This window comes from Simplicispira suum (assembly GCF_003008595.1).
Taxonomy (GTDB): domain Bacteria; phylum Pseudomonadota; class Gammaproteobacteria; order Burkholderiales; family Burkholderiaceae_C; genus Simplicispira; species Simplicispira suum.
Genome location: NZ_CP027669.1, coordinates 1,026,400 through 1,048,873 on the forward strand (window position 1 = coordinate 1,026,400; position 22,474 = coordinate 1,048,873).

General features: G+C 63.8%; 20 protein-coding genes. 4 read left to right on the forward strand and 16 right to left on the reverse strand.

From position 1 onward, the window contains the following. The first annotated feature begins 136 nt into the window (after positions 1-136). The 3 genes from C6571_RS04830 (at position 137) to C6571_RS04840 (ending at position 5,120) form a co-directional block, all read left to right on the forward strand. A complete protein-coding gene (locus C6571_RS04830; RefSeq protein WP_106445690.1) occupies positions 137-1,303 on the forward strand; it encodes an ABC transporter substrate-binding protein in 1,167 nt (388 codons plus the stop codon). A gap of 319 nt (positions 1,304-1,622) precedes the next feature. Then, complete coding sequence (locus C6571_RS04835) at positions 1,623-2,828, forward strand: acetyl-CoA C-acetyltransferase (RefSeq protein ID WP_106445691.1); 1,206 nt, start codon at positions 1,623-1,625, stop codon at positions 2,826-2,828. A gap of 138 nt (positions 2,829-2,966) precedes the next feature. Further along, a complete protein-coding gene (locus C6571_RS04840) occupies positions 2,967-5,120 on the forward strand; it encodes a 3-hydroxyacyl-CoA dehydrogenase NAD-binding domain-containing protein (protein ID WP_106445692.1) in 2,154 nt (717 codons plus the stop codon). Between the two features lie 43 nt (positions 5,121-5,163). On the opposite strand, the gene C6571_RS04845 is transcribed toward C6571_RS04840, so the two are convergent. Genes C6571_RS04845 through C6571_RS04855 form a run of 3 tightly spaced genes read right to left on the reverse strand, consistent with a single transcriptional unit; the run spans position 5,164 to position 6,539 of the window. Next, complete coding sequence (locus tag C6571_RS04845) at positions 5,164-5,859, reverse strand: DUF1643 domain-containing protein (RefSeq protein WP_106445693.1); 696 nt, start codon at positions 5,857-5,859, stop codon at positions 5,164-5,166. 36 nt (positions 5,860-5,895) lie between these two features. Further along, a complete protein-coding gene (locus tag C6571_RS04850; RefSeq protein ID WP_106445694.1) occupies positions 5,896-6,300 on the reverse strand; it encodes a PIN domain-containing protein in 405 nt (134 codons plus the stop codon). 2 nt (positions 6,301-6,302) lie between these two features. Continuing rightward, positions 6,303-6,539, reverse strand: a complete 237-nt coding sequence (locus C6571_RS04855; protein ID WP_106445695.1) for a ribbon-helix-helix domain-containing protein — start codon at positions 6,537-6,539, stop codon at positions 6,303-6,305. A gap of 207 nt (positions 6,540-6,746) precedes the next feature. Between C6571_RS04855 and C6571_RS04860 the strand changes: the two genes are divergently transcribed. Next, complete coding sequence (locus C6571_RS04860) at positions 6,747-7,886, forward strand: ATP-binding protein (protein WP_170094682.1); 1,140 nt, start codon at positions 6,747-6,749, stop codon at positions 7,884-7,886. 103 nt (positions 7,887-7,989) lie between these two features. On the opposite strand, the gene C6571_RS04865 is transcribed toward C6571_RS04860, so the two are convergent. From C6571_RS04865 to C6571_RS04925, 13 genes are all read right to left on the reverse strand, one after another. Beyond that, positions 7,990-9,129 carry an MBL fold metallo-hydrolase gene (locus C6571_RS04865; RefSeq protein ID WP_106445696.1) on the reverse strand — a complete coding sequence of 380 codons (1,140 nt, stop codon included), beginning with the start codon at positions 9,127-9,129 and terminating at the stop codon, positions 7,990-7,992. An 84-nt stretch (positions 9,130-9,213) separates the two neighbouring features. Next, a complete protein-coding gene (locus tag C6571_RS04870; RefSeq protein ID WP_106445697.1) occupies positions 9,214-9,972 on the reverse strand; it encodes an enoyl-CoA hydratase in 759 nt (252 codons plus the stop codon). Between the two features lie 28 nt (positions 9,973-10,000). Then, entirely contained in the window at positions 10,001-10,831 is an 831-nt protein-coding gene (locus C6571_RS04875; RefSeq protein WP_106445698.1) for an acyl-CoA thioesterase, read from the reverse strand. 27 nt (positions 10,832-10,858) lie between these two features. Next, positions 10,859-11,734: an alpha/beta hydrolase family protein gene (locus tag C6571_RS04880; protein ID WP_106445699.1), complete on the reverse strand. Its 876-nt coding sequence runs from the start codon at positions 11,732-11,734 to the stop codon at positions 10,859-10,861. A gap of 172 nt (positions 11,735-11,906) precedes the next feature. Then, positions 11,907-13,100: an acetyl-CoA C-acyltransferase gene (locus tag C6571_RS04885; RefSeq protein WP_106445700.1), complete on the reverse strand. Its 1,194-nt coding sequence runs from the start codon at positions 13,098-13,100 to the stop codon at positions 11,907-11,909. A 65-nt stretch (positions 13,101-13,165) separates the two neighbouring features. After that, a complete protein-coding gene (locus C6571_RS04890) occupies positions 13,166-13,876 on the reverse strand; it encodes a crotonase/enoyl-CoA hydratase family protein (RefSeq protein ID WP_106445701.1) in 711 nt (236 codons plus the stop codon). 26 nt (positions 13,877-13,902) lie between these two features. Continuing rightward, positions 13,903-16,329, reverse strand: coding sequence for a 3-hydroxyacyl-CoA dehydrogenase/enoyl-CoA hydratase family protein (locus C6571_RS04895; protein WP_106445702.1), 2,427 nt, complete (start codon positions 16,327-16,329; stop codon positions 13,903-13,905). 80 nt (positions 16,330-16,409) lie between these two features. Further along, entirely contained in the window at positions 16,410-16,847 is a 438-nt protein-coding gene (locus tag C6571_RS04900; RefSeq protein WP_106445703.1) for a DUF2147 domain-containing protein, read from the reverse strand. A 44-nt stretch (positions 16,848-16,891) separates the two neighbouring features. Continuing rightward, positions 16,892-18,688, reverse strand: a complete 1,797-nt coding sequence (locus tag C6571_RS04905; protein ID WP_106445704.1) for an acyl-CoA dehydrogenase C-terminal domain-containing protein — start codon at positions 18,686-18,688, stop codon at positions 16,892-16,894. A 16-nt stretch (positions 18,689-18,704) separates the two neighbouring features. Continuing rightward, a complete protein-coding gene (locus C6571_RS04910; protein ID WP_106445705.1) occupies positions 18,705-19,397 on the reverse strand; it encodes a TetR/AcrR family transcriptional regulator in 693 nt (230 codons plus the stop codon). A gap of 94 nt (positions 19,398-19,491) precedes the next feature. Continuing rightward, positions 19,492-20,121: a nucleoid occlusion factor SlmA gene (gene slmA / locus C6571_RS04915; RefSeq protein ID WP_106445706.1), complete on the reverse strand. Its 630-nt coding sequence runs from the start codon at positions 20,119-20,121 to the stop codon at positions 19,492-19,494. A gap of 4 nt (positions 20,122-20,125) precedes the next feature. After that, positions 20,126-21,604 carry an ATP-binding protein gene (locus C6571_RS04920; RefSeq protein ID WP_106448048.1) on the reverse strand — a complete coding sequence of 493 codons (1,479 nt, stop codon included), beginning with the start codon at positions 21,602-21,604 and terminating at the stop codon, positions 20,126-20,128. Between the two features lie 31 nt (positions 21,605-21,635). After that, the gene (locus C6571_RS04925; RefSeq protein ID WP_106445707.1) at positions 21,636-22,331 is read right to left on the reverse strand and encodes a response regulator transcription factor; all 696 of its coding nucleotides are present in this window, start codon (positions 22,329-22,331) and stop codon (positions 21,636-21,638) included. Between the last annotated feature and the right edge of the window lie 143 nt (positions 22,332-22,474).

A 22,474-nucleotide genomic window follows, 5' to 3' on the forward strand; every position in this document is an offset into this window, starting at 1 on the left:
AACTTCATCACCCACCCAGAACCACGCGGGGCAATGCGCGCGGCAATCGTTGCGCTGATCGGGTCCTTATTAGGGAAACCGCCCGTGCTCTGAGCGTTGCCTCGCTTTATAACGGTTCAAACAAGGAGACAAAGCCATGAAACTTCACCACCTCGCCGCCCTGGCGTTCGCATTGGGCACTTCGGGCGCCGCTATGGCACAAGCCCAGCAAGGCGTCACCAAGGACACCATCACACTGGGTTCCATCCAAGATTTGTCAGGACCGCTGGCCGGTTTTGGCAAACAGGTGCGCCTGGGCATGATGCTGCGCGTGGACGAGGCCAACGAGCAGGGTGGAGTGAACGGCCGCCAGCTCGAACTCAAGGTGGAGGACTCGGGCTACGACCCCAAGCGCGCCGTGCTGGCTGCGCAAAAGCTCGTGAACCAGGACAAGATTTTCATGATGGTCGGCCACATCGGCACAGCGCAGAACATGGCCGCAATGCCGGTCCAGTTTGCGAAGAACGTCATCAACTTCTTCCCGGTGACGGCCGCGCGGGAAATGTACGAGCCGTTCAACCGGCTCAAGTACGCGTTTGCTGCCACCTACTACGACCAGATTCGCATGGCGCTTCCCAAGTTGGTGAAGGAGAAGAACGCGAAAAAAGTTTGCACCATTTACCAGGATGATGAATTCGGCCTGGAAGTGGAGCGCGGCGGTGAAGCCGCCCTGAAAACCATGGGCATGGAATACGCCGAGAAGACTTCGTTCAAGCGCGGTGCGACCGATTTTTCTTCGCAGGTCGCCAAGATGAAATCTGCCGGATGTGATTTTGTGGTGCTGGGCACCATCATCCGCGAGACCATTGGCACCATCGGGGAGTCGCGCAAGACCGGCTTCAATCCCACCTTCCTCGGCTCCAGCGCAGCCTATACCGACCTGATCCACAAGCTTGGCGGCAAGGCCATGGACGGGCTGTACGCCACCATGACGGTGCAAAACCCCTACCTGGACGAGACTTCGCAACCGATTCGCTTCTGGGCCAACAAGTACAAAACCAAGTTCAATGAAGACCCGGCGGTGTTCTCGGTGTATGGCTACCTGATCATTGATTCGTTCATCCGCGCAGCACAAGCCGCCGGCAAGAATCTGACCACCGACAGCTTCATCAAGGCCATGGACACCATGGTCTACCCGCCGGACATCTTCGGCAGCGCCGAGGCCACCTTTGGCCCGCAGAAGCGCCTGGGCAGCAATCTCTCGCGCATCTCGCAAATCCAGGACGGCAAGTGGAAAGTGGTCTCGGACTACGTCCAGCCCTGATCGCCAAGTGTGCGCCTACAGCAAGCCGCCCTCCGGGGCGGTTTTTTTTTGTTCCTTGAATGGGTCGAAGAGCCCCGAAACAGGACCGCGACAGCTGCCGCAACACACCGTTCATGGGACACAAAGGAGCGGCACCATGCTTCTCTATTGATAGCTGCTTTCGCTTGATAGATAAGCGCTGGGGCCCATTTTTCTTTGTAATCTTCCTCTGTACGGATTTTGTTGCCCCCTGCGTTCACGAATCGGGCAAGTATTTACACAAAGCAGTCGCTCTGTAAAAATCTATACTGTCCCCATCAGCGCAACAGGAACCCAACCCATGACCGAAGCCTATGTGTTCGAAGCCCTGCGCACCCCGCGCGGCAAGGGCAAAAAAGACGGCAGCCTGCACGAAGTCAAACCCATCACCTTGCTCACCGGCCTGCTCACCGAGTTGCAGGCGCGCCAGGGCTTTGACACCGCGGCGGTGGACGACATCGTCATGGGCATCGTCTCGCCGATTGGCGAGCAGGGCTCGGTGCTTCCCAAGGTGGCGGCGATCAAGGCCGGCTGGGCGTTCACGACCGCAGGCGTGCAGATCAACCGCTTTTGCGCATCTGGCCTGGAAGCGGTGAATATGGCGGCGCAAAAAGTGCGCTCCGGCTGGGAAGATCTGGTCGTGGCCGGCGGCGTCGAGAGCATGAGCCGCGTGCCGATTGGTGCCGACGGTGGCGCCTGGGCGCAGGACCCGGAAACCAACTCCGCCACGCTGTTTGTGCCGCAAGGCATAGGCGCCGACCTGATCGCCACGCTGGACGGCTTCACGCGCGAAGACGTGGACGCGTTTGCGCTTGAATCGCAGCGCCGCGCCACGGCGGCACGCGCAGCCGGCTACTTCAGCAAATCGGTGGTACCGGTGCGCGACGCCCTGGGCCTGAGCATTCTGGAAGAAGACGAGTTCATCAAGCCGCAGACCACGCTGGAAGGGCTCGCCGGCCTCAAGCCCTCGTTTGCGCAGCTCGGCGCCATGGGCTTTGACGCCGTGGCGCTGCAGCGCTACCCGCAGGTCGAGCGCATCCACCACGTGCACCACGCGGGCAATGCATCGGGCATTGTCGATGGCGCTGCCGCCGTGCTCATCGGCAACGAAGCCGCAGCCAAGTCGCAAAACCTGACGCCACGCGCGCGCATCGTCGCCACGGCGCTGAGCGGCGCCGACCCGACCATCATGCTCACCGGCCCGGTGCCCGCCACCAAAAAGGCGCTGGCGCGCGCCGGCATGGCGATTGACCAGATCGACCTGTTCGAGGTGAACGAAGCCTTTGCCGCCGTGCCCATGCGCTTCATGCGCGAGCTGGGCGTGCCGCACGAAAAAGTGAATGTGAACGGCGGCGCCATCGCCATGGGCCACCCGCTGGGCGCCACCGGCGCGATGCTGCTGGGCACGCTGGTCGATGAGCTGCACCGGCGCCAGTTGCGCTACGGCCTGATCACGCTGTGCGTGGGCGGGGGCATGGGGATCGCGACCATTATTGAGCGCGTGTAACCCCCCTGCGCCGCTGTGCGGCTTCCCCCCAGGGGGACGGCTCCAGCGGACTGGCAAAGCCAGATCCGCGGTGCCGCTGGCTTAGTGCAACGGTTCGCTTCTCGAAAACACAGTCATTCATCAGATAGAGACACCACCATGCAAACCATTCGCTACGAACTTCTGGATGCCGCAGGCGGCAAGGTCGCGCTGGTCACGTTTGACGAGGCCAACTCCCCCATCAACACGATGTGCCGCCAGTGGCAGGACGATCTCGTCGAACTTGTGAAGCAGGTGCAGCTTGACCGCCCTCAGCTATCCGGCATCGTGCTGGCGTCTGCCAAGACCAGCTTCTTCGCCGGCGCCGATCTCAAGGCGACCATGCGCGGCACGGCGGACGACGCGCAGGCCGGTTTTTCCGTCATCGAGCGCATGAAGCAGCAGTTCCGCACGCTGGAAACCCTGGGCATTCCGGTGGTGGCGTGCCTCAATGGCGCGGCGCTGGGCGGGGGCTGGGAAGTGGCGCTGATTGCCCACCACCGCATTGCGCTGGACAACCCGAAAATCCAGTTTGGCCTGCCCGAAGTGACGCTGGGCCTGATCCCTGGCGCCACCGGCATCACCAAAATGACGCGCCTGCTCGGCCTGATGGGAGCGCAGCCTTATCTGCTGGAAGGCAAGCTCTTCAACCCGCAAGATGCCGTCAAACTCGGCCTGGTGCACGCCACCGTGGCGACGCCCGAGGAATTGCTGCCCGCGGCCCTGGCCTGGGTCGCCGCCAACCCCAAGGCCCAGCAGCCCTGGGACGACAAAAACTACAAGATCCCCGGCGGCACGCCCGCGAACCCCAAAATCGCCAACGCCCTGATCGTGGCGCCGGCCATGCTCAAGAAAACCACGCGCGGGCGCTACCCGGCCCCAGAGGCGGCGCTGGCCTGCATGGTCGAAGGCGCGTTGGTGGATTACGACACGGCGCTGCGCATCGAGAGCCGGGCGCTGGCCAAAATCATGAGCGGCCAGGTGGCGCGGAACATGATCAGCGCCTTCTTCTTCGACCTCAACGCCGTCAAGAGTGGGCGCTCACGTCCTGGCAACACGCCGCGCGGCAAGCTGTCCAAGGTGGGCGTGCTCGGCGCCGGCATGATGGGCGCAGGCATCGCCTGGGCGCAGGCCAGCAAAGGCATTGCCACGGTTCTTAAAGATGTGAGCCAGGAGAAGGCCGACACCGGCAAGCAATACAGCGCCAGCCTGGCGGAAAAGCGCGTGGCCAAGGGCCGCATGGACGCCGCCAAGGCGCAGGCGCTGCGGGCACGCATCACGCCCACTGCCGATGCGGCCGACTTGGCCGGCTGCGAACTCATCATCGAAGCCGTGTTCGAGAACCGTGAACTCAAGGCGCAAGTCACGCGCGAGGCCGAGCCACAGCTCGCCCCCGGCGGCTTCTTCGCCAGCAACACCTCCACCCTGCCCATCTCGGGCCTGGCGCAAGCCAGCAGCAAGCCCGCCAAGTTCATCGGCATCCATTTCTTCAGCCCGGTGGACAAGATGAAGCTGGTGGAAATCATCCGCGGCAAAGACACCGACGACGAGACCGTGGCGCGCGCCTTCGACTACGTGCAGCAGCTCGGAAAACTCCCCATCGTGGTCAACGATTCGCGCGGTTTCTACACCAGCCGCACTTTCGGCACCTACGTCATGGAAGGCGCAGCCATGCTGGGCGAGGGCCTTCCCGCCGCCCTGATCGAGAACGCCGCCATGCAGGCCGGCATGCCGGTGGGCCCGCTGGCGGTACTGGACGAAACCGCCCTCAGCTTAAGCGTGCATGTCCTCGATCAGACGCGCGCCGACTTTGCCGCCAAAGGCAAGCCATACACGGCCACACCGGGCGAGCTGCTGGTCGAGCGCATGGTGAAGGAAATGAAGCGCCCCGGCCGAGCCGGTGGTGGCGGCTTCTACGACTACCCGGCCGGGGAAAAGAAGCACCTGTGGCCCGAACTGCGCACGCTGTTCGAGAAACCCGACGCAGCGTGGAGCGTGGAAGAAGTACAAGACCGCCTGCTCTACCGCCAAGCCATCGAAACCGCCCGCTGCCTCGCCGAGGGCGTGCTGACGAGCGTGCACGACGCGAACATCGGTTCCATCTTCGGCATTGGCTTTCCGGCGTGGACGGGGGGCGCCATGCAGTTCATCTATGGGACCGGCGTGGACGCCTTTTTGCACCGCGCGGAGGAACTGGCGGTCAAGTTCGGGGCGGGGTTTGTGGTGGACCCGAAGGTGCGAGAAGTGATTGAGCGGTTTCGGCCGGCGTATTGACCGGACCATGCGATTGGGGTCGGCAAGAAAGGCCACTGCTACATCAACCGCCTTGTAGCTGCGCCGACAGTTCCCTCACCCAGCGAACTTTGTCCGTCTGCAGCATGGGAAGCGGATGAAAGTATTTGTCCGTCGAGCCCTGCTGCAGCATTCCAAAGCACCGACCCGCCGCCTGCATGAGCGGAAGTGCTTCGCGTATGAGAGGGGTCAGCTTTGGATGCACGCCCCAGGCAAGAACCAATGGACCATCCTTTTTTCGCTTCAATGCCTGCGTGAGTTCGGCCCTGCGTTCGCTGGAAAACATGGAGTGAGCCCGGTAACCGTGGCCGCCCTCCAAGGCGCGATAGCGGTCCATAAACACGCTGCTTCGGGACTCACGGATATCGGACAGATTGATGACGCGCACATGGTTCCACCCCATACGATCCATGATCCTCATGATTTGGTATTGCGTTGTGTCGGGCCGTGTCGCCACCAGCCGGCATGTTGAGTGACCAGACCTACCTTCAATCGCATTGCCAATGGCCAAGGGACGGGATGACCCGGGGTTCATCATCACAAAGATGGCATTGGGCAGGCCACGCCCGGCGCCGTCGAATCCTTGAGCTTGCACAAGCGAAAGGATCTCCAAAACACTTCTGCAAGGTAGCAACTCGCCGTGCAGGTGCACATCGTAGAAGTGAGCGAAAGCCAGGAACCGCTCTCTGAGCTGTGGTGCACCAACAAACGGGAAACTCATCCGAGGTGCGGCGCCCGCTGCCGGACGCCAAGCATGTCACGCCTCATGCCAATTCACCCATTGCAACCCACCCACCCGCGAAAACTCGCGCACATTGCGGGTTACCAGAATGGCCTGGTGGCGCAGCGCGGTGGCGGCGATCAGCGTGTCGTGCGGGCCAATGGGCGTGCCGCCAGTCTCAAGCTCCGCGCGAATGCGGGCCGCGTGCGCAGCGCACTCGCTGTCAAAGGGCAAACTCTGCAAAGGCTGCAACAGTTGCGCCAATGCAGCCAGGCGCGGCGCGGCAGCTTCGGGTGGCAAGCGCAGCAGGCCGTAGCGCAGTTCATATTCAACGATAGCCGGAACGCCTACATCTGCGGGACGCAGGGCCTGCATGCGCGGCACCACCAGCGCGTCGCCACGGAAGTAGTAGCTGATGGTGTTGCTGTCCAGAACCCACATTGCTAAAACCCCAGGCGAGGCACGTCAGCAGGCTGAGCTTTTTTCTTGTCCTCGCGTTCGCTCAGCGGAAAGTCGGGAAACCGGCCAGCAAGTTGCAGGCAGTCATGTGGCCATTCATGGGCGGCATGTTTGCGGATGATGTCGGCCACCCAGCGGCTCTTGGATACGCCATGGGCCTGCGCAGCCTGGTCTACCAGCGCTTGGGTGGCGTCGTCCAGATACAGCGTAATTTGGGACATGAAAGCACCTCCTTGGCAATGCACTTATACGTGCAATTATATTGCAACCACTCAAGACGACGCCAAGAGGTCCGTGCTGAAGCCACCGAGAGCGCTCAGCCCACTCCGTGCTTATCGTCAAGCGCTGCTCGCGTCTGGCCGCAAGTGTTTGACGCCGGTTGAAGATTCCAGCGCTCGGCAGACCCACCAAATCTCCAAGATTTATCCTTGCATATTGACTACTACTACCCCGGCATCGTCCTCCTGGGCCCGCGCCAAGTAGGCAAGACCACGTTGGCCAAAGCGATAGCGGCGCGACACCCTGGCGCGCTGTTCCTCGACCTGGAGCGACCCGCCGACCGGGCGCAGCTTACCGAGCCGGAACTCTTCCTGGCCCAGCACCGTGACCGGCTGGTGGTGCTGGACGAAGTGCAGATGCTGCCCGATCTGTTTACCCACCTGCGGCCCGAGATGGATGCCGACCGGCGGCCGGGGCGCTTTCTGCTGCTCGGGTCCGCCAGCGGGGCACTGCTGCGGCAACGCTCGGAGTCGCTGGCGGGGCGCGTGGGCTACTTGGAACTGACGCCGCTGCTGGCCAGCGAAGTAGCCGCTGCCAACGACCTGAGCGAGCTGCAACAGCTGTGGCACCGGGGCGGATGTCCTCTGGCGCATTTGGCGCCCAATGACCTCCTGGCCTACGCGTGGCGGCAGGACTTCATTCAGAGCTTTTTGCAGCGCGACCTACCGCAGATGGGTGTGAGCGTAGCGGCCGATACGCTGCATCGCTTCTGGCGCATGTTGGCGCATTTGCAGGGGCAGCTTTTCAATGCATCGCAGTTGGGGCAGTCGCTCGGCGGTGCGTCGCACACCACCGCCGCGCGCTACCTCGACGTGCTGGTGGACACCATGGTGGTGCGCCGACTGGAGCCGCATTTGCCCAACGTGGGCAAGCGCCTGGTCAAATCGCCCAAGACCTACATCCGCGACAGCGGCCTGCTGCACGCGCTGCTGAACATCGCCAGCCTGTCGGATCTGCAAGGCCACCCCATCGTTGGCGCATCGTGGGAAGGGTTCGTGGTTGAGCAGGTGGCGGCGCACCTACCCGAGGGTGCCCAACTGGGCTTTTACCGCACGGCGGCCGGTGCCGAGATGGACATCGTCGTGCAGGCCGGGCGGCGCAGCCTGGGCGTGGAGGTCAAATTCTCTTCCGCGCCTACCGTGACCAAGGGCTTCTGGCACGCGCGCGCAGACCTGCAGCCCACGCGCACGGTGGTGGTGGCACCGGTGGAACGCCGCTATCCGCTGAAGGAGGGAGTGGAGGTGGTTCCGGTCAGCGCCATCCCGGAGTTGCTGGCTGAGCTGGGCTGAGGGCGCACAGGGCCAATGCAGGCAAACGCTATACTTTGTGTAGCTGCTTACGCTTTCAGGATAAGCGCTAGCAGCCAAAAACACTCAAAGTTCTGCTAATCCATCAATCCATCGGCCACAGCAGCGGATTCAAATTCTCCGGCGTTTGCGCGGCGGGGTCGGGCTCTTTGGTCGCGTCGCTACGGACTGGCTGTGAAACCCCCACTGCCCGCCACCACGGCGCATCCAACGGTCCGTGCGCCGGTTCCACCGGGTCACCCAGGCGCGGCATCAACAAGTGCGCACCCTGCTGCGGTCCCAGCGCCAGCAGGGTTTCGGCAGGCGCGTCCCAGTCGTGCATGGCCAGGTTGAAGGTCCCCCAATGAACCGGAAGAAAGGCGCCGCCGCCCAGCAGGTCGAGCGCCTTGAGGGCGTTTTCCGGCCCCAAATGAATATCGCCCCAAGTGGGGTGAAACGCGCCAACTTCGAGCATCACCAGGTCGAACGGGCCAAAGCGCTCGCGGATGCGGGTGTATTCGGTGGTCAGGCCGGTGTCGCCGCTGAAGAACACGCGGTGGCGCGGCGACTCGATGACGAGCGACGACCACAGCGTGGCGTTGCGGTCCTTCAGGCTGCGGCCCGAGAAATGCTGCGAAGGCGCGGCGTGGATGGTGAGTTCGGTTCCGGGCACGGTGTGCGACTGCCACCAGTCAAGTTCGGTGATGCGTTCGGGCGCAATGCCCCAGGCCTGCAGGTGCGCGCCGACACCGAGCGAGGTGACAAAGGGAATATTCGTCTTGGCCATCTGGCGGATGGTCGGGTAATCGAGGTGGTCGTAATGGTCGTGCGAGATGACAACGACATCGATGGGCGGCAGTTGCGACAGGCGCACCGGCGCTTTCTGAAAGCGCTTGGGGCCGATGAGGCGCGACGGCGAGGCGCGCGGGCCCCAGACCGGGTCGGTGAGCACGCGCAGGCCGTCAATTTCAATCAGAACGCTGGAATGACCAAGCCAGGTCGCGCGCAGGCCAGAATCAGGCTTGCGGGCCCAGCACTCGCGCGGGTCCACGGTGGGGAGCAGTCCCTGCGGCACGCGCCGGCCTTCGGAGAACATGAATTCGCGCAGCGTCGGGCGCGCGGCCGTGGCGTCACGCAGACCTGTCGGTATCGGGTGCTGGTTGCGAAAGCCGCCTTCGGTCCACAGAGGGGAGGCCTGCATGCGCTCCAGACGCAGGCCGGCGGCGCGTTTGCCCAGGGAAATCATGGTGTGGCGCTTGAAGAATTCAAAAAGCCACTGTACGCCCAAGGCGCTGGCTCTGCTGGCAGGCAGCAGCGCCTTTGAAACGGTTTAGCGCTTGCCCATGAAGGCGACAAAGGCCTCGCGCGCCGCAGGCTCGCGCAGCATGCGGCCAAAGCTGGCGCCCTCTTCCGCCATGCGCTCGATGACCTGTCCTTCCTGCCCCAGCTTCATCAAACGTTTGGTTTCCACCAAAGATGCGAGTGGCTTGGCCGCCAGCTTCCTGGCCTGCGCCTGGGCGATGGCGTTGCATTCGGTGGGGGGAACGACGCGGTTCACCAAGCCGACTTCCAGCGCTGCCTCGGCCATGAAGGGCTCGCCCAGAAGCAAGGCTTCGGCCGCGCGCTGATGGCCCATGAGGCGCGGCAGCAGCAGGCTGGACGCCGCCTCCGGGCACAGCCCCAGGTTCACAAACGGCAGCGAGAACATGGCGTTGTCGCCAGCATAGACCAGGTCGCAGTGCAGCAGCATGGTGGTGCCAATGCCCACGGCCGGGCCGCAGACCGCGGCAATCAAGGGCTTGGGAAAGCGCGCGATGCCATGCAGGAAGCGGTAGACGGGCGAATCCAGCGTGGAGGTGGGTTGCTGCAGGAAGTCGCCAATGTCGTTGCCGGCGCTGAAGACCGTTACGTCGCCCTGGAAGACCACAGCGCGCACGCTGTCGTCCTGCGCGGCAGTTTCAAGGGCGTCTGCGAGCGCTGCGTACATGGCGGCAGTAATCGAGTTCTTCTTGCCCACCCGGTTAAAGGTAAGCGTGCAAACACCGGCTTCGGTGTGCTGGAGGATGTCTTGCGTCGTGGTCTGGGTCATGGTGTCTGTTGGCACGGCGGGCGCCGAGTCATTCCTTGTAATAAACGATCTGGTGGCTGGTAGCGAGCACCGTTCCGGCTTCGTTCCACAGCTGCGCCGAGTGGTCGAAAAAGCCATTGCGAAACTCCTGCCCGCGCGCCTGGCCGAGCAGATAGCCATCGCCTGTGGCGGCCAGATCGGCCTGACTGGCATGGAAATACACGGTAATCGACACCGTGCCCGCAGGCACCTGGCGGGCACGGCGCAGCCAGACACGTGGAAAGAAGATGTCGGCCATGGCGGCGAGGCTGCAAAAGTCGAGCGCGCGCGGCGGGGCGTCGCGCATCCACAGCTGCGAGAGGCTGTGGTCGCCGCTGCCATCCCACACCTGCGGGATCACGCCAGTGACAGGGCGCATTTCGTAGCGGCGGAGCCACTCCACCTCGAAGGCCGGGGGAATCGCTTGCAGATCAGCAGGCTTGGGCACCTGCGGCGCCAACGCATCGCCCGCGCTCCAGGTTTCGCGGCGCAGCGCAGTGACGGCGGTGCCGGTGGTGGTGACCACGGGTGCGCCGTCAGGACCGGACTGGAGGATGGACAGCGTCCAGTGCTGTGTCGAGCGGTTGGTACGCACCGGCACGGCCTGAATCTGAAAGCTGCCAGCCACCAGGCCGCCGCCGTAGTTCACGGTGAGCGCCAACGGGTCGCCCAGCCGGTCTGGGTGCTGCAGCACCGCCTGCAAGAGAGTGGCGGCCGTGATGCCGCCAAACGGACCCACCATGTTCCAGTAAGGCTTGGGCGATTCGCCCTGGTATTGGCCCGGTGCGTCGGCGCGCAGTTGCAGGGCCTGGTCGAATGCGTGAAGGGAATTCGTCGTCATGCCGCAAGTGTGCCCACAAAGACGCGCTTAGTTCGTCGTGCCGGTGACTTTGGCGGAGCCAAAAGCCGCCAGCACGGCTGCAGCACGCGGCCACAGGCTGGCCTGGAACGCCGTGCGAAAGAACCCGAAATGTCCAATGCGCTTTGCGTGCACCTCATGCGGAGCAATGGTTTCCACCCGCGACGGCGCCTGGACATAAAACCCCGTCAGGCGCTCAATGCCTTGCAGCGTCATCAGTTCGTCGTCGGCCAGCGAATAAGCGACCATGGGAAAGCGCACGGCCGCGTAGCTTTGCTGGGCCTTTTCGCCTTCGGCGCCCATGCCGTAGCGCGGGTTCAGGCACCAGCGGCGCCACTGAAAAATCACGCCTTTGGGCAAATCGCCAATCGCACGCAACCGCCGGCCGGGAAAGTAGCCGCACAGCCAGGTAGCCACAGGCACCAGCACCCACCAAAAGAAGTGCACCACGCGGCGCAAGCGCGGCGCGTTGTCGCGCCAGTACCCGCTGCCCGCCGCCACGCCCAGCATGCCGTCGATGGCGCTGGTGTCTCGCATCAGCCCCGGCAACTGCGCGCCCAGACTATGGCCAATGAGGAACAAAGGCTGCGCCGGCTGCGCCGCCTTGGCGCAAGCAATGACGGCTTCGTAGTCCCGAACCCAGTCAAGCAAATCGGCCCGCACCGCCCGCATCGGCCCGCGCAGCGAATCGCCATGCCCCCGGTAATCAAAGGTGGTGACCCGAAACCCCTGCTCGGCCAGCCAGCCGGCAAACGCCGCATAAAAATCCTGCCGCACACCCATCGCCGCGCCAATGACGACGCTGGCGTGCACTGCCCCTTCTGGCTCGTAGATCCGCAGGGCCAGCGTGGTGTCTGCATCCACTCGCAGAGTTTCAGTTTTCACTCCATCTCCCCAAATGCCAGCCGAAGGACCTTTGTCTTCCCACCCCGCCCTCAAGTGCGTAGCGAGCGGGATGAGCTGCTAGGCGGACGGAGCACAGGAACCGGAACGACCTTGCTGGTCGTGAGGATTCCGCGCACCGCCCAACGACGCATGGCAGTTGCGCAGTAGCCAGTCAAACCGCTTCGAAGATGCCGGCGGCGCCTTGGCCTGTTCCTACACACATGGTCACCATCCCGTACTTGAGCTTGTGGCGCTTGAGCGCATGCACCACCGTCGCCGCACGAATCGCGCCGGTCGCGCCCAGCGGGTGCCCCAACGCAATCGCACCGCCCATGGGGTTCACCGTGGCCGGGTTCAGCCCCAGCGTGCGCATCACAGCGAGCGACTGCGCAGCAAAGGCTTCGTTCAACTCGTACCAGCCAATGTCTTCGTGCTTGAGCCCCGCGTAGCGCAGCGCGGCCGGAATCGCCTCAATCGGGCCGATGCCCATGATTTCGGGCGGCACGCCGCGCGCAGCAAAGCTGACAAAGCGGGCCAGCGGCGTCAGGCCAAACTGCTTGACCGCCTTTTCGCTGGCCAGAATCAAGGCGCCTGCGCCGTCGCTGGTCTGCGAGCTGTTGCCGGCCGTGACGCTGCCACGGGCAGCAAACACGGGCCGCAATTTGGCCAGGGCTTCGAGCGTGGTGTCCGGGCGCGGGCCTTCGTCCAGGCTCACGGTGCGCTTCCTGGTGGTCACTTCGCCAGTGGCCAGGTCGGGCGTGCGCTCGGTGATTTCAAAGGGCGTGATTTCGTCGGTGAACTCGCCGGCCTGCTGGGCCTTGACCGCGCGCAGGTGCGATTCCAGCGCAAAGGCGTCCTGGTCTTCGCGCGAGACCTTCCACTGCTGGGCCACTTTCTCGGCCGTCAGGCCCATGCCATAGGCGATGCCGACGTTCTCGTCCCGGGCAAACACTTCGGGGTTGAAGGAGGGCTTGTTGCCGCCCATGGGCACCATGCTCATGGACTCGGCGCCACCGGCAATCAGCACGTCGGCTTCGCCCACACGGATGCGGTCGGCCGCCATCTGGATGGCGCTCACGCCCGAGGCGCAGAAGCGATTGACCGTGATGCCGCCCACGGGGTGGTCAAAGGCCAGGCCCATGGCAATGCGGGCCATGTTCATGCCCTGCTCGCCCTCGGGGAACGAGCAGCCAATGATGGAGTCTTCAATGGCCTTGGGGTCCAACGTGGGCACTTGGAGCATGGCGCTGCGAATGGCGGCCACCAGCAGGTCGTCGGGGCGGGTGTTCTTGAAGTAGCCTCGGCCCGAGCGGCCAATGGGCATGCGCGTGGCGGCAACGATGTAGGCGTCTTGAACTTGTTTCATGGAAAGAACCTCAGGGTGCGGGCTGCGGCTTTGGGGCGGCAGCGCCTGTCAATGTGGAATGGAAATCAGGCTTTGGCTGTGCCAAGGCGCATCCAGTCGGCCTTGTCGCTTTCAATGGCCTGCGGCAACGCGCCCATCACGCTGGCGCGCAGGCGCTGCTTGGTGGCCGTGAACGAGGCCGGGTGCGCCTTCTTCAGGCGGTCCACCTGCGCTTGCACGGCCGCCGCCAGGGATTCAGGCGCAACCGCCTCGTCGAGCAAACCGGCCTGCACAGCATCCGCTCCGGAATACGCCAGGCCGGTGCCCACCAGGTGCAGGTGCGGCGTAGCCACCCGTTCGCGCAGCGCTTCCAGCGCGAAGTACGGCAGCGTCATGCCGATCAGCACCTCGTTGGCCTGGAAGGTGGCGCCTGCATTCAGGCCGATGCGCACGTCCGCGCACTGGAGCAGGAACAGGCCCATCGCCATCGCATGGCCCGAGCAGGCCGCTACCACCGGGTGCGGATACGACAGCAGCCGCTGGGCCAGTTGCGCGCCGCCGGTCAGCATCTGGAAAGTCACCTGCGGGTTGCCGGCCTTGAACACCGACAAGTCAAACCCGCCGGAAAAGACACCAGGCCGGCCGGTCAGCACCACGATGGCCTTGTCCGCCTCGGCGCGGTCGAGGGCGGCATTCAGCGCCATCTGCATGGCGGGGTTCATGGCGTTGGCCTTGCCATCGTCCATGGTCAGCGTGGCCACACCGTCGGCAAAAGCGTAGGAAACCAAATCAGTCATGTGTCTCTCCAGTGGCGCAGCGGCGCTCAGTTTCTGACGGGCTTGCCGGTATTGAGCATGCCCAGAATCCGCTCCTGCGTTTTCGGGTGTTCAATCAGCGAGCAGAAGGCCTTGCGCTCCATGGCCATCAGGTACTCCTCGCTGACCAGCGCGCCGGCATCGACGTCGCCACCACACACCACGCCGGCAATCAGGCTGGCAATGTGGAAATCGTGCGCGCTGATGAAACCGCCGTCGCGCATGTTCACCAGTTGCGCCTTGATGGTGGCAATGCCACTGCGGCCCGCTACGGGGAACAGCCGCTTGTGCGGTGCGCGCCAGCCGCCACGGGCCATGGCCTTGGCCTCGTTCAGTGCCACAAACAGCAGCTCGTCCTTGTGCGGCACGATGACATCGCTGTCCAGCAGGAAGCCCAGCTTGCGCGATTCCAGCGCGCTGGTGCCCACCTTGGCCATGGCCGCAGCGGAGAAGCCTTCGGTCAGGAAGGGCAGCACGTCTTTGGAGGTGGACTGCGCCATGTTTTCGGCGGCACGGCGGGCGATGTAGGCCAGGCCACCAGCGCCGGGCACCAGGCCCACGCCCACTTCCACCAGGCCGATGTAGCTTTCCATGTGAACCACGCGGCGGGCCGAATGCACGGCCAGTTCGCAGCCCCCGCCCAGTGCCAGGCCGCGGATGGCCGAGACCACCGGCACACCGGCGTAGCGCAGGCGCAGCATGGTGTTTTGCAGCTCTTGCTCGGCGCCTTCGACGGCGCTGACGCCGGCAATCATGAAGGCGGGCAGCATGGCTTGCAGGTCGGCGCCGGCGCTAAAGGGCTCGTCGCCCGACCAGACCACCACGGCTTGGAAATCCTTCTCGGCGATGTCCACCGCCATCGCCAGGCCTTCGGCCACGTCGGGGCTGATGGCGTGCATCTTGGTTTTGATGCTGGCAATGACGACTTCGTCGTCCAGCGTCCACAGGCGAATGGAATCGTCTTCGTGCAGGGTTTTGCCTGCAGTCTTGAAGTCGGGGAGCGATTCGCCCAGCAGGGCTTCGGGGAACAGCTGGCGCTCGTACACGGGCAACTGGCGGCGGGGAATGAACTTGCCCGCCGAGGCGCTCCACGAGCCTTCGACCGTGTGCACACCGCAGGCCTCTGCCACCGGGCCCTTGAACACCCACTCGGGCAGCGGCGCCTTGGACAGCGCCTTGCCGGCATCGATGTCTTCCTGCACCATCTTCGCGACTTCCAGCCAGCCGGCTTCCTGCCACAGCTCGAACGGGCCTTGCTTCATGCCAAAGCCCCAGCGCATGGCCTGGTCCACGTCGCGGGCGGATTCAGCAATGGTCGCCAGGTGCACCGCGGCGTAGTGGAAGCCGTTGCGCAAAATGGCCCACAGAAATTGGCCCTGCGGCCCTTCGGCATTGCGCAACAACTTGAGGCGCTCGGCAGCGGGCTTTTTCAGCATGCGGCCGTAGACCTCATCCGCCTTCTGGCCGCCGGGTACGTACTCTTCGCCGTCCAGGTCGAAGCGCAGCACGTCGCGGCCGACCTTCTTGTAGAAGCCAGCCTTGGTCTTCTGGCCCAGATTGCCCAGTTCCAGCAGCTTCTTGAGCACGGCCGGGGTGCCGAAGCTCTCGTAGAAGGGGTCGGTCTCGATGCTCAGGTTGTCCTGCAGCGTCTTGATGACGTGGGTCATGGTGTCGAGACCCACCACGTCGGCGGTGCGGAAGGTGCCACTCGATGCCCGGCCGAGCTTCTTGCCAGTCAGGTCGTCGACCACGTCAAACGTGAGGTCGAAGTTCTCGACTTCCTTCATCGTCGCCAGCATGCCGGCGATGCCGACGCGGTTGGCAACGAAGTTGGGTGTGTCGTGCGCACGCACCACGCCCTTGCCCAGGCCGCTGGTCACAAAGGCTTCGAGCTGGTCGAGCACTTCGGGGGCGGTGGTGGGGGTGTTGATCAGTTCCACCAGCGTCATGTAGCGCGGCGGGTTGAAGAAGTGAATGCCGCAAAAGCGCGGCTTGATGGCCTCGGGCAGCGCCTCGGAGAGCTTGGTGATCGACAGGCCCGAGGTGTTGGACGCCACGATGGCGTTCGGATTCACGAACGGCGCGATCTTTTTGTACAAGTCGAGCTTCCAGTCCATGCGCTCGGCGATGGCCTCGATGATGAGGTCGCAATCGCGCAACTGCTCCAGGTGCTCTTCGTAGTTGGCCTGGCCAATCAAACCGGCGTCGTCGGCCACGCCCAGCGGCGAGGGCTTGAGCTTTTTCAGGCCTTCGACCGCCTTGGTGACGATGCCGTTCTTGGGGCCCTCCTTGGCCGGCAGGTCAAACAGCACCACCGGCACCTTCACGTTGACCAGGTGCGCGGCAATCTGCGCACCCATCACGCCTGCGCCGAGCACGGCGACTTTCTTCACTTGAAAACGAGCCGTAGCGCGAGTTTCTATAAATCTGGACATCGATGTTTCTCCATGGAGCCCGCTCAAAGCGGGCCTCCGTTGTGGGGCACCCCGCGACTGGCGCCGGGCAGACCGGGTGGTTACTGGACGCGTGTCCAGGTTTGCGTACGGCCAAAGGGGCCGAAGGAGCCGCGCACTTCCAGCTTCTTTCCGCCTTCGATGGGCGTCATGCGCAGCGTGTAGTTGCGACCGTTCTCGGGGTCGAGAATCTTGCCGCCTTCCCACACGTCCTTGCCTTCGGCCTTCTTGGCACCGCGAATGATCTCCAGGCCCAGCAGCGGCTTGTCCTTGCGGTCGTCGCTGCATTCCTTGCACAGGTCTTCAGGCTTGGCATCCTTGGCCAGACGCCTCTCCAGCACACCATTGAGGGCGCCCGCGCCGTTGTCCTTGATACGGATTTCCGCTTTCGCCTCGCCGGTTTTGTCGTCGATGTTGCGCCACAGGCCCTCGGGGGTCATCTGGGCCAAAGCCGGGGCGGCAAATACTACAAAACTAATAGCTGCTAACGCTTTGTTCATGAGCGCTCCTGGGTCAAAAGACTATGAAAATCCGCACTATGGGCTCAGGCCAGCGCCAGATCGGTCTCCATCAGCGGCTTGGAGCCAGCGCGTGCAGTACGCATCAGGCTGGCCGTCTCAGGGAACAGTTTGGCGAAGTAGAAGCGCGCGGTCTGCAGCTTGGCACCATAGAACGGATCGGTGTTGCCTGCAGCAATTTCGCGCAGCGCCACCTGGGCCATGCGGGCAAAGAAGTAGCCAAACACCAGGTGGCCGGCCACACGCAGGTAATCCACTGCGGCGGCGCCCACTTCATCGGGGTTCTGCATGCCACGGAAACCCAGTTCGGTGGTGAACTTGGTCATCTGATCGGCCAGCATGGCGACGGGGTTGATGAACTCGGCCATCTTCTCGTTCACGCCCTCTTCCTGCACCAGCGCGCCGACGAGCTTGCCGAATTTTTTGAGTGTGGCGCCGTTGTTGCCCAGGATCTTGCGGCCCAGCAGGTCGAGCGACTGGATGGTGTTGGTGCCTTCGTAGATCATGTTGATGCGCGCATCGCGCACGAACTGCTCCATGCCCGATTCCTTGATGTAGCCGTGGCCACCAAAGACCTGCTGGCACATCACGGTGGCGTCAAAACCGTTGTCGGTGAGAAAGGCCTTCACGATGGGGGTCAGCAGGGCGAGCATTTCGCCCGAGTCCTTGCGCACCTTCTCGTCGGGGTGGTGCAGCTCTTTGTCGAGCAGCATGGCGCAGTAGATGGCGAGCGCGCGTCCGCCCTCGGCATAGGCCTTGGCGGTGAGCAGCATCTTGCGCACGTCGGGGTGCACGATGATCGGATCGGCCGGCTTGTCCTTGGCCTTGACGCCCGAGAGGCTGCGCATCTGGATGCGGTCCTTGGCGTAGGCCAGTGCATTTTGGTACGCCACTTCAGTCAGACCGAGGGACTGGTTGCCCACGCCCAGGCGGGCGGCGTTCATCATCACGAACATGGCAGCCAGGCCCTTGTTGGGCTGACCGACCAGGCTGCCAATGGCCCCGTCGATGTTGATCTGCGCCGTGGCATTGCCGTGGATGCCCATCTTGTGCTCCAGCGCGCCGCAGAAAATCGGGTTGCGCTCGCCCAGGCTGCCGTCGGCGTTCACCTTGAACTTGGGCACGGCAAACAAGCTGATGCCCTTGCTGCCCACGGGTGCATCGGGCAGGCGCGCGAGCACCAGATGCACGATGTTTTCCGTCATGCCGTGTTCGCCGGCGCTGATGAAAATCTTGTTGCCGGTGATTTTGTAGCTCCCGTCGGCTTGCGGCTCGGCCTTGGTGCGCAGCATCCCCAGATCGGTGCCGCAATGCGGCTCGGTCAGGCACATGGTGCCGGTCCACTCGCCGCTGGTGAGCTTGGGCAGGTAGATCTTCTTCTGCTCATCGGTGCCATGCGCGTGCAGGCACTCGTAGGCGCCATGCGAGAGGCCGGGGTACATGGTCCAGGCCTGGTTGGCCGAGTTCATCATCTCGTACATGCACTGGTTGAGCACGAACGGCAAGCCCTGGCCGCCGTACGCGGTGTCGCAGGAGAGTGCCGGCCAGCCACCTTCGACGTACTTGGCATAGGCCTCGTTGAAACCTGCGGGGGTCTTGACCTCGTGCGTGGCCTTGTCGAGTGTGCAGCCTTCGGTATCGCCGCTGATGTTGAGCGGGAAGATCACGTCGGTGGCGAACTTGCCGCCTTCTTCGATCACCGCGTTGATGGTGTCGGCATCGACTTCCGCATGCGGTGGCAGGTTCTTGAATTCGTCGACGACGTTGAACACCTCATGCATGACGAATTGCATGTCGCGCAGGGGCGGCGTGTAGATAGGCATGTTGACTCCTTGGGGTTTACTTGTGGGTTGCAGGGTTGCCGCCAACCGGCGCAGGGGCCGAAAAGCGGGAAAGAATGTTGTCGAAACCGGTGAGCGCCCGGCCAATCGAACCGGGGTTCTTGAGAAAACGTGCTTCGTAGTGCAGCGCCAGGATCAGGCCGTGAATCTCGAACAGCATCTGGTCTTCGTCCACATCAGCGCGCAGTTCGCCGCGCTCCTTGGCCTGAACAATGGCGCGGCGCATGGCGCTGTGCCAGGTCATCACCGATTCAGCCAGAGCGTCGCGCACGGGGCCGGGGCGCTCGTCGAACTCTACAGCTCCGCTGATATAGATGCAGCCCGAATCGATCTCCACCGAGGTGCGCTGCATCCAGTTGCCAAACAGGGTGCGCAAGCGTGCGACGCCGCGCGGCGCCGACATCGCGGGGTAGAACACCTCTTGCTCGAAGCAATGGTGGTATTCGCGCACCACGGAAATCTGCAGTTCTTCGCGCGAGCCGAAGTGGGCGAAGACGCCCGACTTGCTCATGCCCATGACATCGGCCAGCGCGCCAATGGACAGGCCCTCCAAACCAATATGGGTCGCCAAGTTCAGAGCCGCCTCAACGATGGCCGCCTTGGTCTGCTGGCCTTTTTGCAAGGCGCGCGCCGACGTGGCGCGCGGGCGCGGCGTGCGGCTGGCTGAGGTTTTGGTGCGTACAGTGGACATGGTGCAAAAAAAGAACGATCGTTCTATTCTGCAGCAAATTCAGCCGGAGGTCACGTCCTTACCGAAAAATAGAGAACCTGCACCAAAAAGGCGTTCAGAGCATATGTGCAAGGCAGGCATCGAGCTGCTCCGTCGGCAGCCTTCTGAACTGGGATCGCACAAAACGCTGCACGCGGCCCTGGCAAAAAGCAATCAAGCAGCTGGCTGCCACTTGGGCATCGGCGGTGGGCGCGGGCGAGCCTGCTTGCTGCGCGGCGGCACGCAGGCACTGGCGCAGTTGCGACTCCAGGCGTTCAAAGCACTGGTTCACGCGCTGCTGCAAGCGCTCGTGTTCGAGCAGCAGGGCGTCACCTGCCAAAACCCTGGCCAGACCGGGATTGCGTTCGCAAAACTGCAGCAGCAAGGCCACGATACGCGAAGCCTGCGACGCCGGCGAGTCATTCTCTGCCGCCAGAATCTGCGCGCTGAGAGGAAACACGGTTTCCTCAATGAAGTCGAGCAGCGCATCAAACATCTGCGCTTTGCTGGCGAAATGGCGGTACAGGGCCGCTTCGCTCACCTGCAGGCGCGCGGCCAGGGCGGCGGTGGTGATGCGTTCTGCGCCGGGCGCCTCCAGCATGGCCGCCAGAGCCTGCAGTATCTGCGCGCGGCGCTCGCCGGGTTGGGGACGGCGCTTGGGGGCCTCAAGGCGGGGCTCTGGCAGGCGGTCCGATGCGTCGATCATGAATTCATTCTCCCATGGCGGTTTTTGGCGACTCTGCGGACGCCGCCGGCTCCGGCACGAACAACAGCCGCACCAGCAAGCCGCGCTCTTGGGCCCCACGCATCAGTTGCAAGGTGGAGCCATGCGCACGTGCGATTTCATCCGCAATGGAGAGACCCAGCCCCGTGCCTTCGCCTGCGGCGCCGGGTGCCCGGTAGAACCGCTGCAGTACGTTGGCGTGCTCGCCAGGAGAGACGCCCGGCCCATCGTCCTCGACTTCCAGATAGGCGCGCAGGGCGCCGCGCACCATGCAGCGGCCACAACGGATGGTGACCCTGCCGCCCGGCGAAGCGTATTTGATGGCGTTGTCGACAAGATTGGAGAGCAATTCGCGCAGCAGCCAGTCGTGGCCTGTGGCATGCACGGGCTGGGCCTCCAGACCCAGGTCCATGCCCCTGGCGGCGGCCGCGTCCAGATGCAGGCCCAGCGCGAGTTCGCACAACTCCTTGAGATCGACGCGCTGCATGGATGCGGTATCGACGTTGCGTGCGTCAGCGCGCGAAAGCGCGAGCAACTGGTGTGCAAGCTGGGAGGTACGGCGTGTGGCAGCGCGCAGTTTTTCGATCTCATCTACTCCTAAAGTAATAGCTGATGACGGAGACTGAGAAAGCGCTGGATGCCATTTTTGATCAAAATTTCTATCCTTTCCACCAGAGCGTGCCAGCAAGGCCCAGGCTTCCACCTGCGCTTGCAGACCGGCAAGCGGTGTGCGCAACTGGTGCGCTGCGTCGGCAACGAAACGGCGCTGGCTGTCCATCTGCGCCCGCACCAGCTCGAACAAATGGTTGAGCGCGTGCACCAGAGGCCGCACCTCCTGGGGGGAGGTCGAGGCATCGATGGGATTGAGGTCGCGCGCAGAGCGCCGCTCCACCTTGTTGGCCAGGTCCACCAGAGGCTTGAAAGCGCGGCCCACGGCCCAGTGAATCGCCAGTCCGGCAGCGGCCACCAGCAGCAAATTGGGCAACAGCACGCGCAGTACCAGCTGCTGCAACCATTGCTGGCGCGAGTCGGACCCGTCCGCCAACGCCACCACCAGCTCCCCTGCGTCGGTGCTGCCTCGTTGCACCGCCACCCGGTAAGTGACACCGCCGAATTCGATGCTGTGAAATTCGGCGGCAGGCGTGCTTGGCAAGGGCCCCTGCACCCAGTCTTCGCCAAGCAGCAACTCGCCACCAACAGTCCGCACGGAGAATGCCGTGTAGGGGCCGCTGCGGCGCAAAAATTCTTCCACTGAGGGCGCCAGGAGCAACAAAGGTCCAATGCCTGCGCTTGTGCCCGCCACCACGGAATCGGCCAGGGCGGGCAGCAGGCGCAGCAGGCGCTGGTCGTGCTGCGCGGCTGCGTCGTCGGCAGAACGAAAATCCAGCGTGGCGGAGACCAGCACCAGGACTGCCAGCGGCAGCACCAGCAGCAGCAGCAGTCGGCTGCGCAAATCGGACGTCATGGCCCGCAGGCCGGGGCGCGCCATGGCCGGCCTACGGCGTTTGCTCTAGCCGGTAGCCAAAACCACGGATCGAGCGCAGTGCGATGCCATGGGGTTCGAGCTTGCTGCGCAGGCGCGAGACGTAGACCTCAATGGCGTTGGGCGTGATCTCCTTGTCCCAGCCGGTCAGCGCCTGCAGCAATTTGTCTTTGCTGGCGGGCTTGGGGGCATGGATCATCAGGTACTCCAGCACCGTCCACTCGCGGGGGCCAATCTCGATCACGGTGGCTCCAAGGCCTTCGGCACCGGCGATGCTGACACGCCGGTTGGCGGTATCGAGTTCGAGGGGGCCAAAGGACAGGACGGCCGTGTTGGCCGCCTGCGAGCGGCGCAGCAAGGCCCGCAAACGCGCCAGCAGTTCTGGCAATTCGAAGGGCTTGACCATGTAGTCGTCGGCGCCCAGGTCCAGACCCTGCACCCGGTCCTGCAGCGCATCGCGCGCCGTGAGGATCAGCACCGGCATGGCCGGGTTGGCCATTTCTGGTCGGCGCAGCAAGCGGGTAAGTTCGAGTCCATCGATGCCAGGCAGACCGATGTCGATGATCCCGACATCAAACGACTCCTTGGCCAGCACCTCCTGCGCACGCTCGCCGCTGCCCACCCAATCGACGGCATAGCCGGCATCGGCCAGCCCCAGCTTGATTCCACTGGCGACCATGATGTCATCTTCAACGAGCAGCAAGCGCATGTATTACCTTCCACACCCGGTACGGGACGTGATCACGCTGCGCACGAGCGACAGCCCAGGAAACTGGCAGAGCCAAAGCCAGGGCGGCCGCGCAAGGGCCTGGGCCGGCCGCGCCGCCCCGCCGCGCTGGCAGCGTCCCCCTT

Excerpts from the sequence above, each read along its gene's own strand:
- C6571_RS04830 (WP_106445690.1), top strand. The coding sequence starts at position 137 with ATGAAACTTCACCACCTCGCCGCCCTGGCGTTCGCATTGGGCACTTCG.
- C6571_RS04835 (WP_106445691.1), top strand. The coding sequence starts at position 1,623 with ATGACCGAAGCCTATGTGTTCGAAGCCCTGCGCACCCCGCGCGGCAAG.
- C6571_RS04840 (WP_106445692.1), top strand. The coding sequence starts at position 2,967 with ATGCAAACCATTCGCTACGAACTTCTGGATGCCGCAGGCGGCAAGGTC.
- C6571_RS04845 (WP_106445693.1), bottom strand. The coding sequence starts at position 5,859 with ATGAGTTTCCCGTTTGTTGGTGCACCACAGCTCAGAGAGCGGTTCCTG.
- C6571_RS04850 (WP_106445694.1), bottom strand. The coding sequence starts at position 6,300 with ATGTGGGTTCTGGACAGCAACACCATCAGCTACTACTTCCGTGGCGAC.
- C6571_RS04855 (WP_106445695.1), bottom strand. The coding sequence starts at position 6,539 with ATGTCCCAAATTACGCTGTATCTGGACGACGCCACCCAAGCGCTGGTA.
- C6571_RS04865 (WP_106445696.1), bottom strand. The coding sequence starts at position 9,129 with ATGATTTCCCTGGGCAAACGCGCCGCCGGCCTGCGTCTGGAGCGCATG.
- C6571_RS04870 (WP_106445697.1), bottom strand. The coding sequence starts at position 9,972 with ATGACCCAGACCACGACGCAAGACATCCTCCAGCACACCGAAGCCGGT.
- C6571_RS04875 (WP_106445698.1), bottom strand. The coding sequence starts at position 10,831 with ATGACGACGAATTCCCTTCACGCATTCGACCAGGCCCTGCAACTGCGC.
- C6571_RS04885 (WP_106445700.1), bottom strand. The coding sequence starts at position 13,100 with ATGAAACAAGTTCAAGACGCCTACATCGTTGCCGCCACGCGCATGCCC.
- C6571_RS04890 (WP_106445701.1), bottom strand. The coding sequence starts at position 13,876 with ATGACTGATTTGGTTTCCTACGCTTTTGCCGACGGTGTGGCCACGCTG.
- C6571_RS04895 (WP_106445702.1), bottom strand. The coding sequence starts at position 16,329 with ATGTCCAGATTTATAGAAACTCGCGCTACGGCTCGTTTTCAAGTGAAG.
- C6571_RS04900 (WP_106445703.1), bottom strand. The coding sequence starts at position 16,847 with ATGAACAAAGCGTTAGCAGCTATTAGTTTTGTAGTATTTGCCGCCCCG.
- C6571_RS04905 (WP_106445704.1), bottom strand. The coding sequence starts at position 18,688 with ATGCCTATCTACACGCCGCCCCTGCGCGACATGCAATTCGTCATGCAT.
- C6571_RS04910 (WP_106445705.1), bottom strand. The coding sequence starts at position 19,397 with ATGTCCACTGTACGCACCAAAACCTCAGCCAGCCGCACGCCGCGCCCG.
- slmA (WP_106445706.1), bottom strand. The coding sequence starts at position 20,121 with ATGATCGACGCATCGGACCGCCTGCCAGAGCCCCGCCTTGAGGCCCCC.
- C6571_RS04920 (WP_106448048.1), bottom strand. The coding sequence starts at position 21,604 with ATGACGTCCGATTTGCGCAGCCGACTGCTGCTGCTGCTGGTGCTGCCG.
- C6571_RS04925 (WP_106445707.1), bottom strand. The coding sequence starts at position 22,331 with ATGCGCTTGCTGCTCGTTGAAGATGACATCATGGTCGCCAGTGGAATC.